Origin of the sequence: Desulfonatronospira sp. MSAO_Bac3 (genome assembly GCF_003838035.1) — a bacterium.
GTDB lineage: Bacteria > Desulfobacterota > Desulfovibrionia > Desulfovibrionales > Desulfonatronovibrionaceae > Desulfonatronospira > Desulfonatronospira thiodismutans.
Genome location: NZ_QYZY01000185.1, coordinates 22,831 through 34,792, shown reverse-complemented (window position 1 = coordinate 34,792; position 11,962 = coordinate 22,831). Strand labels below are relative to the sequence as shown.

11 protein-coding genes are annotated in these 11,962 nt (G+C 50.9%); 4 read left to right on the top strand and 7 right to left on the bottom strand.

Translation table 11 applies throughout. The annotated features are described in order from the left end of the window. The first annotated feature begins 370 nt into the window (after positions 1–370). The 3 genes from folK to D5S03_RS06475 all read left to right on the top strand — a co-directional run bounded on the left by folK (position 371) and on the right by D5S03_RS06475 (position 3,666). On the top strand, positions 371–892 hold the full coding sequence (folK, locus tag D5S03_RS06485; RefSeq protein ID WP_008868859.1) for a 2-amino-4-hydroxy-6-hydroxymethyldihydropteridine diphosphokinase: 522 nt from the start codon (positions 371–373) through the stop codon (positions 890–892). A 24-nt stretch (positions 893–916) separates the two neighbouring features. Then, complete coding sequence (locus D5S03_RS06480; RefSeq protein WP_008868858.1) at positions 917–1,177, top strand: YHS domain-containing protein; 261 nt, start codon at positions 917–919, stop codon at positions 1,175–1,177. A 470-nt stretch (positions 1,178–1,647) separates the two neighbouring features. Next, complete coding sequence (locus tag D5S03_RS06475) at positions 1,648–3,666, top strand: tetratricopeptide repeat protein (RefSeq protein WP_008868857.1); 2,019 nt, start codon at positions 1,648–1,650, stop codon at positions 3,664–3,666. Between the two features lie 2 nt (positions 3,667–3,668). Here D5S03_RS06475 and D5S03_RS06470 read toward each other — a convergent pair whose 3' ends face one another. Next, the gene (locus tag D5S03_RS06470; RefSeq protein ID WP_008868856.1) at positions 3,669–4,298 is read right to left on the bottom strand and encodes a lysophospholipid acyltransferase family protein; all 630 of its coding nucleotides are present in this window, start codon (positions 4,296–4,298) and stop codon (positions 3,669–3,671) included. A gap of 80 nt (positions 4,299–4,378) precedes the next feature. On the opposite strand from D5S03_RS06470, the gene D5S03_RS06465 reads away from it, so the two are divergent. Beyond that, positions 4,379–5,221, top strand: coding sequence for a menaquinone biosynthesis protein (locus tag D5S03_RS06465; protein ID WP_008868855.1), 843 nt, complete (start codon positions 4,379–4,381; stop codon positions 5,219–5,221). A 282-nt stretch (positions 5,222–5,503) separates the two neighbouring features. Here the strand turns inward: D5S03_RS06465 and rpsT are convergent, their stop codons facing one another. The 6 genes from rpsT to D5S03_RS06435 all read right to left on the bottom strand — a co-directional run bounded on the left by rpsT (position 5,504) and on the right by D5S03_RS06435 (position 11,730). After that, positions 5,504–5,776 carry a 30S ribosomal protein S20 gene (gene rpsT, locus D5S03_RS06460; RefSeq protein ID WP_008868854.1) on the bottom strand — a complete coding sequence of 91 codons (273 nt, stop codon included), beginning with the start codon at positions 5,774–5,776 and terminating at the stop codon, positions 5,504–5,506. A 178-nt stretch (positions 5,777–5,954) separates the two neighbouring features. Then, positions 5,955–8,042 carry a glycine--tRNA ligase subunit beta gene (glyS, locus tag D5S03_RS06455; RefSeq protein WP_008868853.1) on the bottom strand — a complete coding sequence of 696 codons (2,088 nt, stop codon included), beginning with the start codon at positions 8,040–8,042 and terminating at the stop codon, positions 5,955–5,957. Positions 8,043–8,098: 56 nt separating this feature from the next. Further along, positions 8,099–8,968 (bottom strand): glycine--tRNA ligase subunit alpha, encoded by an 870-nt coding sequence (locus D5S03_RS06450; RefSeq protein WP_008868852.1) that lies wholly within the window; start codon positions 8,966–8,968, stop codon positions 8,099–8,101. Between the two features lie 131 nt (positions 8,969–9,099). Then, positions 9,100–9,813: a DNA repair protein RecO gene (gene recO / locus D5S03_RS06445; protein WP_008868851.1), complete on the bottom strand. Its 714-nt coding sequence runs from the start codon at positions 9,811–9,813 to the stop codon at positions 9,100–9,102. 19 nt (positions 9,814–9,832) lie between these two features. Further along, positions 9,833–10,726, bottom strand: coding sequence for a helix-turn-helix domain-containing protein (locus D5S03_RS06440; RefSeq protein WP_008868850.1), 894 nt, complete (start codon positions 10,724–10,726; stop codon positions 9,833–9,835). A gap of 23 nt (positions 10,727–10,749) precedes the next feature. Then, complete coding sequence (locus tag D5S03_RS06435; protein ID WP_008868849.1) at positions 10,750–11,730, bottom strand: SurA N-terminal domain-containing protein; 981 nt, start codon at positions 11,728–11,730, stop codon at positions 10,750–10,752. Between the last annotated feature and the right edge of the window lie 232 nt (positions 11,731–11,962).

Here is an 11,962-nt window from a genome sequence, read left to right as displayed (position 1 = left end):
GGACTGGCTCTTCCGGGACCCACTTGTCCCAAAAAATGAGATGTTTTAAGCACAAAATGATGCTCAAGTGGGTCCCGGAGTGCCTGTCCCCTGCTTTCCTTAAAAGCGCTAAACAGATACGATCCTTCAAAGATAGTACTTAGCGGGGACAGTCCCCAGACCTTGGCGCAATGGCCAGGAACCACAACTGAGTGCCCCCTGAATGGTTACGGATGTGGAGGTCGAATAAGTCCTTGAGCATCACTTCAATAAATGTGCGTCTGCTTTTTCTTGTGTAACAGTAACATGTTGAAATAATTGTATTCGTCTGCAAGCTTGCCCTGAATCTTCTGAAAAAATGCAGACAAATATAATAACTACAAGATATTAAATGAAATATTCTGACTGTTCAGAGTTTATGCAGGATATATTTATCAGCCTGGGTTCCAATATGGGAAATCCAGCGGACAACCTGGAAAGGGCCGCGCAATTACTGACAGATCTGCCAGGACTTTCTCTGGTGAAAAAATCATCTGTCTACCTGACAGAGCCTCAGGGGATGAAAGATCAACCCTGGTTCGCCAACCAGGTCATGTGGATGCGCTGTGGTGATTCCTGGCAGCCGCTGGATCTTCTGGCAGCCTTAAAAGAACTGGAAAAAAACATGGGGCGTATTCCGGGACCGCGAAACGGACCCCGGGTCATTGACCTGGACATACTTCTGTTTGCAGGCATGGAAATAAACGAAGAAGGGCTGATCCTTCCTCATCACGGTCTGGGGTCCAGGGCCTTTGTTCTGATTCCGCTTCTGGAGATATTCCCTGAACTGGTGCTCCCGGACGGACAAGTGGCAGCAAGGCTGCTACAGGGGCTTGAATTCAGGTTAGAAGGGCATAAGATATTTCAAACATAAACCGTAACTTCAGGGATAATTGCCATGATGAAATTCATAGTAATAGCTGTGGTGCTTTTTATTCTGTACAAGCTGTTGACCAATGATCAGAAAAAAAAGAAAGACGCTCAGTTAAAGGAAAAGGAAAAGCTGGCCGCATCCGGGATCATGGTCAAGGATCCTGTCTGCGGGACATACGTGGACAAGGACAGCGATGTGCGCATCAAGAAGGACGGACAGGTTTATTGCTTCTGCAGCTACGATTGCCGGGATAAATATCTGAAAAAGATCAAGCCCGATTCATAGTTCTGGGGAAATTGATCAAAAAAGGGGGGTTGCCTGAAGCCGGCAACCCCCCTTTTTTGCCCTGCACTTTTGTCTCATAATGTAAATTATGTAAACTTTTATTATATGAATAAGAGAGGATTGGCAATAAAATCGATATGTTGCACCCCACCTATGTGTCCGTAGCTTTTATGACTGAGAAAAAGACCGGCTTTGGCTGAGGGTGATTTGAATGTTGACCTGACTCCTTGGGAGGCTATAAAATTATCAGCAGTTGTTGAGGGGTCACCCCCCGTTTAATCCTTAGGCGGTAAGTAGAAATAATCTTTACAGGGTTTTTTCAATCCAGCACTCACTTTTGACTATGGAGAATTGCCAAGTAAATAATAGTATTCAAAAGTGAGTGCTGGATAAGACAACGTATAGGTTATTATTACTTATTTCCTAAGTGCAAGTTGATTCTTTAATCCTTTAATCCTCATGGAAGAACTATGAAACGCATTATTTTAACCCTTTGCCTGGCCCTGTTTCCCCTTCAAGCCGGTGCAGAAAGATGGGACAACCAGGATGAATACCTGGAATGGCTCAAGGAATACGGCGCGTTGGATATCTATGCCCACAACCTTTTGCAGGCATCTCCCGGCACCCCGGAAAAGCTTGAATACGCCGAAGCCCTGCTGGAAATGGGCGATCCAGGCCAGGCCCTGGAAGTCCTTGGGCGGATCGAGGCTCAGGACCGGGATGACTACAAGGGTCGGCTCCTCTTTTTACAGTCCAGGAGTCACCGCCAGAAAGAAGACTTTGACCAGGCTGTCCTGCATGCAGTGCAAAGCTCGGATTACCTGGGAAAGGACAGGACTGCCGAACTTATGCATCAGGAACAGGGACTTTCTTTCCTCTGGCAGGCAGTCTGGAAAAGATGGTACTTTTCCTCCCTGTCTGTGGACGATATAAGCCAGGGACGCAAACAGATCATGCTTCAGGCTCTTAGCCTGGGAAGCAAGGCCTGGCCGGAGGAAAGCTTCTGGGAGGAAGTGGCGGGCCCGTTTTCCGAGGCTGCACAGGACGTTTCCCAGGACCCTGCCCTGGACAGGGTATCGTCTTCTGATAGAAAAAAGGTTTCACAGGTCCTGGCGGCCTGGAGCATGGGGCACTGGTCTATGGCGGACAGAAATCTGCAGGATATTCAGGACCGGGACCTGCGCAATTTCTGGAAAAACCTTGGAGATTTTCTGCAGACAGAGTCCTTCAGCCGGTGGTCCGGGGACCTCAAGCATCCCAAAAGCCGCGGGTTCAAGGATATATTCGCCCTGAACCTGCAGGAGTACGCCCTGAACAGTTTTGAGCTTGGCACACCGGATCAGGGCTCATGGCCGTCTTTTTTGAGCCGTATCAAGGACAGGTCCGAGTCTGAAGCCCTGAAATCCGTCAGACAGGAGCTTACATCCGCCCTGCTTCCACAGGAAGTCAGGGCCGGTCTGACCTCTCTTGAGTTCATCTTCACGCTGCAGAATCAGGACTTTGAGCAGGCTGAAAACGTCTGGAAAGACCTTCTTGACAAAGACGTCAATCTGCCCTTTACCCTGCATCTGAGCGCCGCCCTTTTAACCGGTGAATACCAGCATCTTAATGACCTCCCGGGCAATCAGTATCCTTTTTTCAAAGAGCTTTTAAATGCCGCGGGCATGAATATCGAAAAAAGGTTCTCTGCGGATTTCTGGGGGGACGACCAGGAAGACCTTCAGATCCTTAAAGATTCCTACCCCCTGGATTACAGCATTAACTACCTGTTCTGGGAGGAAAAGTTTCAGGGCCAGGATGATACCGAAGCCGCCCGCAACCTGGCTTTTTTGTTTCCCAGCGCCCAGGCCGGCCAGTCAGCATATCTTTTCCTGGCCCAGGATGCCTATGAACAGGGACACAAGGAACTGGCCTGGAGATACCTGGAGCAGATTTCCCAGGAGTTTGCCCAGGGGGATAAGCAGCTGGACGTTCTGGAGGCCAAGGCAGGTATTCTAATGGATATGGGCCGCGAAGAAGAATCCCTGCAAACCTACCAGGTCCTTTTAAGCAGGGATCCCCAGCGACTTGAACCTCAGCGCAGGTTGAACCTGGCCCTGATGATCCAGGAAAAGGGACGGTGGTCTGAGGCGGAAGAGATCCTATCCTCCATGTGGGAGCAAAGAGAGGACTTTGAGAAAGGCATCCAGGCAGAGATTCTGTTCTGGCTGGGAGAAGGCGCCCAGCACCAGGGACGCCTGGAAGATGCCCTGGATAAATATCTGCGGCTGGCATGGGAGTTTCCAGAGGAAAATATATGGGCTGTTACCGCCATGTACCGGGCCGGGCTGATTTACGAACAAAGAGAAATGTACAGCGTGGCCGCCAGGATGTTTGAAAAGGTTATCCGGAATGCCGGGCGTGATAGCCAGAAAAAGGCTGCTGAACAGAGGCTTGATTCCGTAGAATCCAGGCAGAAGTCTGATGCAGACGGGATGTTTCTGTTTTGAGTTTAGGTAGATGAAAGCAGGCCCAGCTTATGTTTAAGTTCCAGAGCCTCTTGTGTGATTTCACTGGAACCCATTTTCGAGGACAATTTATACGGACGACCGTATACAACCTCGCAGCCTGACCAGAGCCAGGGAAGCTTGAACCGGTCCCAGGACCCGGAGAACTCATGCCTGGTGCTCATCCTTACCCGGACAGGCACGATATGAGCCCCTATCCTGGAAGCCAGGTAGACAATCCCCGGCTTTACCTCGTGCCTGGGACCCCGGGGGCCGTCCACGGTGAGGACGGCATCCCTGCCCTTTGTATGCATCTGGCGCATTGCCGCCAGCATGGCCTTCATCCCCTGCCTGGAGCTGGACCCCCGGGCCAGGTTGAATCCCATGCTGTGCAGGACCCTGGCCAGGATTTCTCCGTCCCTGCTTGCACTGACCACGGCGATGATGCCTTCGTTGCGGTGCAGGTAGCACAAAGGGAAGAGTTCGTTGTGATATATGGCAAAGACTATGGGTTTTTTCCGGTTACGCAGATCCTGGATTTTTTCGAAATTGACCCTTTTATACCGGATGCTCATGGACCAGCCCACGGCAAAAAAGGTCAGCAGAGGTGTCATCTTTACATAGATATTGCGCATGAAAGCTATTTTATGGACTCAGGCCGGTTAAGGCAAGATTGAATCCACAGACAATCAGAAAATATGGCGGTTTAAGGTTAATGAACAATTCCCAGCTAAAAGTGGGCCGCATAGACTATCTCAATATCTGGCCCCTGTTTCACAGCATAAACAACAGCCTTTGCACAGATGTGAGCTTCGTCAGCGGCCATCCTGCAATGCTCAACCAGGCCCTGGCCCGCAAAGATATTCACGTCTCCCCTTCTTCTTCCATTGAATATCTGTACAGGGCAGAGGACTACCTGCTCCTGCCGGATCTTGGCATCAGCGCCGCGTCTCAGGTGCAAAGCGTTATTTTCTGCCTGCCCTTCCCTTTTGACCAACTTGAAAGGTATGCAGGGCAAAACGGGGAGATTTTTCTTACCCGGGCCTCGGATACATCCCGGGCTCTTTTGAAAATCCTCTGGCATTACCACTGGAAGCTTCCCTCTCCCAGATGGAGAATGCTGGATCCAGGCCAGGGCCTGTCTACAGGGAAACCATTTCTGGAAATCGGGGATCATGCCCTGAGTATTTTTCTCAATGCGCATCAAAATATGCATGTCCTGGACCTGGCCGGGGAATGGAACAAAATGACCGGTCTGCCTTTTGTTTTTGCCCTGTGGATATTAAGGCGCGATCTGCAGGGCAGGCAGAGAAGTGTTCTCGCCCGCCTGGCCCGGGAGCTTCTGCAGGCCAGACGGGCGATGCCGGGCAGATACCATGAATTGAGCATGCTTTACCCAGGCACAGAGTTTACCCCGGAGCAGATCACCGACTACTGGCAAAAAATGGATTACGGGCTGGAACAGGAACATAAAGCGGCCCTGGCTGCCTTTGGCAGATACCTGAGCGACATGGACGAAATTCCTGGCATGCCTGCCCTGGATTTTTTTGAAGGCTGAAGACAGATGCAACTGCAAGAAGTCCTTTTTGCAGTTGCAGGGGTCAGGAGACAGGGGTCAGGAGTCAATAAAAACAAAGAGTTATGAGCTTGTTTTATTGCTAAATTGCTCGCAATCCGACTTTTTGCAGGCGCATCAAGACAGGTTGCGTAAAAAACGGGGTAAGAGAAGAATGAATCAAGCCTGTGAACAGCTGGGAAGATTAGAAGCCGGTCCGACTTTTACCCCGGGGGGGTTCATAGGGAATGTACCCCCGGGGTAGAAAAAAAGTACTGGATTAAATCAGTGGGTACTTTGTAGCGTATTGACCATTCTGTTGAGCCTGGAAATCTTGCGGGCGGCTTTTTTCCAGTGGATGACCCTCTTCTGGGCTGCCTTGTCCAGAGTGGAAGCTGCCTTCTGGATGGCCCGGGAAGCCTGATCCGCATCCTGCTGGTTTACTGCCTGGTGAACAGCCTTGGTCACGTTTTTGATGCGGGTCTTTACAGCCTTGTTTCTTTCCCTGGCTTTGAGATTCTGCCTGTGTCTCTTGGCTGCGGATCTAATGTTGGGCAAAGTCGAATCCTCCTGATATTTATTGTAGTTAATTTATAATAAGCTTTGATAGCCAGATGTTGACAAACTTAATTTATTAGCCCTGATGCCTGGTCTGTGTCAAGAAGCAATTTGGGTCAGCAAACCATTTTTCGGTGGACAAAAAATTCAGCCTGCACCCTGGCAGATTAATTATTATTTAAACCTGCAGGGCTGAAAAATCCGCCAGCTTCTTGAACTTTAGGGACAGAAAGTTAAGGAGGCCAAGCCTGTTCTGTCTCAGCTTTTCGTCCTGGCACATGACCATGACATGGTCAAAAAAGTCATCCACGCTGGGTCTCAACGCATTAAGCTTGTTAAACAGTGAACTGAAGTCCTCATTTTGCCACAAAGTGTCCCAGTCGTTCATGATTTCCCGGATAGCCCGGTCCAGTTTTATTTCAGGGTCTTCCTGCAGCAGGCCGGGGTCATAATCCTGCTTCAGACTCACCCCGGCGTCTCCGGCCTGCTTGCGGATAATATTGTCCACGCGCTTATAGGTCAAAACCGCGGCCTCAAAATTTTCATCCAGGCTGAACTCCCTGATGGCATCAAGACGCCCCTGGGCTGCATAGATGTCTGAAAATCCGCTCTGGAGCACTGCATCAACCAGTTTTCCCTGAAAGCCCTGGCCCTGCCAGTAGGCCTTGAGCCTTGTGGCGAAAAACTGCATAAGTTTTTCCAGCGCCTGTTCCGGGTCCTGTTTCCAGGTTGCCCCGGTATAGCTTTTGGCTGTAAAGGAAATAAGTTCTTCAATATCCAGGCGCAGGCCATGCTTGATTATAATCCGGATAACCCCCAGGGCCTGCCTGCGCAGAGCATACGGATCTGCCGCCCCGGTGGGAAGCATGTCCAGGCCGAAGCAGCCCACCAGGTTATCCATCTTGTCCGCCAGGGAAACCAGGGCTCCTTCGGGAGTGGAAGGTGTATCCGAATCCGGGCCCAGGGGCAGGTAATGTTCGTATACAGCCCTGGCCACATTATCGTTATACCCGGCATGGCTGGCGTAAATGCCGCCCATGATGCCCTGCAGGTCGGCAAACTCCCCCACCATTTCCGAAACCAGGTCCGCTTTGCAGATAAAGGCGGCCTTTTGAACATCCTTCTTGTCCGCAGACTGCAGCCTGTCGCAAAGAAAGCCGCTGATGCGCTCCAGGCGTCTGGACTTTTCCCCCATGGAACCAAGAGGAGCCATGAAAACGACCTTTTCCAGCTTCTGCATCCATTCATCAAAAGACGCGGCCTTGTCCGAGTTCCAGAAGAACCTTGCATCCTCAAGGCGGGCCTTCAGGACCCTTTCCCATCCTTTCCGGATAAGCCCCCTGCTGTCGGGCCTGTTGTTTATGACCGCCACAAAACTGGGCAGGAGCCGATCTTCATCGTCCACCACACCGAAACTTTTCTGATGGGATTCCATGCTGGTAAGAAGGACTTCCCGGGGCAGTTCTAAGTAGCCTGGATCAAAACTCCCCAGGACAGGCCCGGGAAATTCGGCCAGATTGGCATTCTCACTGGCAAGTTTTTCGTTTTCCACAACTTTGCCCTGTATCTCCCGGGCCAGGTTGGAGGCTTCACTGGTGATAATGTCCTTTCTTTCCTGAAAGTCCAGAATCACTCCAGCCTCTTCCCTGATAATGCGGAAATAATCCTTTGCCTGATCCACCCTGAATGGCCCCGGGCCAAGCACCCTGTGGCCGTAAGTCATATCCGCGGATTTTACATCGGCTATCTGAAAATTAATTACCTGCTCATCCATTTTGGCCAGGATCCACCTGATGGGACGACCGAAGGTAAAGCGGTCCCACCAGCGCATCTTTTTGGGAAACCCCAGGCTGTTGACAGCTTCTGTGCATATCTGCGGCAGTATATCGCGGGTCTGAGCGCCCCCGACTTTTTTTTGTACAGCCAGGTAGCGTCCTTTTTCAGTCTCCTGAATCATCAGTTCCTGAACATCCACCTGCTGGGAGCGTGCAAACCCCTGTCCAGCTTTGGTGTACCCGCCCTGTTCATCCAGCCCCACGGCAACCGGGGGGCCGGTGACAATCTCTTCCTTGCTGGTCTGAACTTCGGAAAGACCCGAAACATAAGCACAAAGCCTTCTTGGCGTGGACCAGGTCCGGACCTGTCCGTGATCCAGCATTTGAGTCTCCAGTTCTTTGTCCAGGGACTGCCTGAAATCAATGGTGATTTGCTTCAAAAAACGGGCCGGCATTTCCTCGAATCCAATTTCCAGTACAAAATCAGGCATCTGCTATTTCCTCAAGTTTAACTTTAACTTTATAGTCATGAAACAAAATACCACAGCTATCGGTTCATCAATGGATGCCCCATTTCCTGGCGCTGTTCCTGGTACAGTGCAGCCACCCTGGAGGCCAGGTTGCGCACCCTGCCTATATACCCGGTCCTTTCGGTGATGGACAAAGCCCCCCTGGCCTCCAGCAGATTGAAGGTATGAGAGCATTTCAGACAGTAATCATAGGCGGGCATGACCTGTTTATTTTCACAGAGCTTCATGCATTCCTGTTCAAAATTGTTGAAATGACCCAGAAGCATCTCGGCGTTGCTCAGTTCAAAATTGTACCTGGAATGTTCCCTTTCCCCCTGCAGGTGAATATCGCCGTAGGTGAGTTCCTGGTTCCAGGCCAGGTCAAAGACAGATTCCACCTCCTGCAGATACATGCAGATCCTTTCCAGTCCATAGGTGAGTTCCACGCTTACGGGATCCAGGTCAATCCCCCCCACCTGCTGAAAATAGGTGAACTGGGTTATCTCCATGCCGTTTAGCCAGACTTCCCATCCCAGGCCCCAGGCACCCAGGGTCGGGGATTCCCAGTCGTCCTCCACAAAACGGATGTCATGCTCCCGGGGCACGATTCCCAGGGCCTCCAGGCTTTTTAAATATATATCCTGAATATCCCGCGGCGAGGGCTTTAGTATCACCTGGAACTGGTAATAGTGCTGAAGCCGGTTGGGATTTTCCCCGTATCTTCCGTCCGTGGGTCGCCTGGAAGGCTCAACATAGGCGGTTTTCCAGGGCTCAGGGCCAATTACCGCCAGGAAAGTAGCCGGATTGAATGTCCCGGCACCCACCTCGACATCGTACGGCTGGTGCAAAACACAGCCGTAATCGCTCCAGAAGCGCTGAAGATTGAGCATTACATCCTGAAAATGCATCCACGTCTCCCGTTTGGTTATGATAATTCTATGAAAAAAGTACACTAAAGCAAAACTTTGCGCACAGCGCAGGCAAGCAGCTTTCAGGGTAAAAAGTTGCTTGGGTGGGACTGTTCCGGTTTTGCAAAGATTTAGTCCAGATGGTACTGGACATAGGCATCAATTACCCGGAAACAGTCCTGGAGTACCTCGGGTTCCGGGTTCCAATCGAGCCATTGTCCTGGACCGGATGTTCGCAGCCTGTCCAGAAACAAAAGAGACTCTCTTCCGGTCTTAATAGTTCCCTTTTGGTCCCGTATGCAGCCTGGGCAGAATACTCGCCCATCACTGAAGGAAAAAAAGCCCAGGTGCATATTTTCTGCGCCGAGTCCGCAAACAGCGCATTCAGCCGGCACCGGTTCGTAGCCGTGGATAAATGCGGCCCTGGCTTTGAACAGAAGCGGAAAAAATATGGGAATGTCGGGATGGTTCTCCATTACTTCCAGTACTTCCAGGATCAGGGGATATATCCGGGAAGAATCATCACCCTCGGGGCAGATTTTCTGTACAAAACGCAGGCAGTTTACAGCCATCCCCAGTTTGTCACGCTGGTTCTTGAGTTCCTGAAACCCGCTGACAAGGGTTCCCTCCTGCAGGGTCAGGTATCTTTTACCGGAACTGTACCCAATGGTGAACAAGACCAGGTTCAGACTGTCCAGACACCCGCAGAAGCGTCTTCTGCTGCGGCACCCCCCGAAGGCAAAACCTGTCTGCACCCCCCGGGTCGGGGACAGAAAGCGCACCCAGAGGTCATGCTCCTTGAACCTCCCGGTGCGCAAAACAAGGACTTTTTCCGAAAACGACATGGGTACAGTCGGAAAGCTGTTAAGGGGTGTCGTTGAATTCCAGGGTCTTTACCTCGCCGGAGGCGGCGTCAAGATCATAGGGTTCGCCGTTAAGACTTATGCTTACCCCGCCGGCGTTGCCAAGCCTGAGACTCATACTGCCAGTATATTCCACCTCGATACTGTCACCGGGACGCAGAAAATGATCCCGGCTTTCGTCATCGGTCTCATACATGAGCCAGCATTCTTCATGCGCCTCGATATGCACCAGCACTGTGTCAGGAATTTCTTCTTCCTCGGGCTCATCCGGCTCAACTGCAAAGGCCTCCAGATCCAGCTGGGTTACCCGGGGTTGAAGCTCATCTACGTCCTCCCGGAGCAAAACATCTTCTTGCGGTACAGCGTCTCCGGGAATTTCCGGTTCTTCCGGAGTGACGGCCCTGTCTTCCAGGATATCGTCTTCCAGGGGCTCTTCCTGGACATGATCGTATTCGGGGATTTCTTCAGCCAGTTCGGCCTGTTCCTCTTGAGCAGGCTCTTCCTGGAAGGAAGAATACAAAAACCATCCGAAACCGACAATGATAACCAAAGCCAGAATAATCACTGATGCCTTGACAGTGTAGGAAAAAAGCCTGGCCTCTTTTTGTTCCTTAAGGACCGTGGGCAGTTCTTCCAGGCTTTCAGTTTCTTCTTCAGCATGGTATATCTTGGAGAACTCTTCCCCCATGCTTTGCCAGTCCAGGCCCAGAAACCTTGCATAGTTCTGCATGAAGCCCTTGGCATAAACCGGGTGAGGCAGCTGCTCCACGTCCCCGTCTTCCAGCGCCTTTAAAAAGTTCAGACTGATCTTGGTTTCATCCTGGACCTGTTCCAGGCTCAAACCCCGGCGCGTTCTTTCTTCGTACAGCTTTCTGCCAAGCTCTTGCATTTCCATAATTTCTCCCAAGGGATGCCGGGCTAATAGCGGATATCTATTACTGCCCTGTCCCGCAGTCCCTGGATATATTCATCAAATCTTTTTTCCAGCATTTTATCAAAGAGTTCGTCGCGAATCTCTTCTTCGACCTCTTCTAAGGGAACAGCTCCCTCATCATGTATCTCCTCGACACGGAGCAAAACGCCCTGCCCCTGCATTGCAAAGGGTTCACTGATTTCACCGGCCTCCATGTTCTTCAGGGCTTCTCTCCATTCAGGCCTCATCCTGTCCCAGCGGACCATACCGATGTCTCCGCCTTCCGAAGCCCCCGGACCCTGGGAATAATTTTCAGCCGCTTCAGCAAACTGGTATTCACCCTCTTTGATCTTATCCAGCAGGGTTTCCGCCTCTTCCACCCGGGGTACCACCAGGACTTTGAGATGGACTTTTCTTTCCTTTTTAAAATCCTGGATATTGTCCTCGTAGTATTCCTTGATGCGGTCACTGGTGACCACGGTTTTTCTCTGGACCATGATGTTCATGACCCTCTGCCTGAGCATGGAGTCCCTGATCTGATCCTTGTAATCCTCCAGACTGAGCCCCTGAGCACGCAGATGCTGCTCAAACTCTTCCTGGTTCATGTTGTTGTTCTGCTTCACCCTTTCTATATGTTCCTGGATTTCCCGGTTCCGGACCTCGATCTGGTATCTTTCAGCCTCCTGGCGCATGAGAATGTCATTTATCATCTGCTCCAGAACATGTCTTCTGGTTTCTTCCTGCTGCACCGGCGGCAGTTCATCCAGGGAAATATCCTCGAAGAGACCCAGAAACATTTCCACCCTTTTTTCCAGATCAAAAAGGGTGATGCTTTCTCCATTTACATGAGCCACTATCCTGTTTACCGATGAAGCTTCAGCCGGTCTGAAGGAAACAAGGACCAACAATACAGCCGCCAGCAGTATAAGTGATCTGTTGAAAAAGAAATACGCCCTGCATGAAAGTGATTTATTTGTTTTTACCATACGTTGCCGCTTTATTAGAGTGTTGTGTCAAATATTTAATTTTGCATCCCTGTCACAAAAACAAGAACCACGCTGACCACGCTGAGACACGCGGCAGGAAAGCATGGCAGGAAATATTTTCAGAAGGCGAGGCTTGGGTGCCTGTTACCGGGACTGTTTTATTCCGGGCATGAGCAAATCTTTGTCCGGGATCACGGGCATGGGCCTGGTGCCGGGAACTACAACTGAGTAC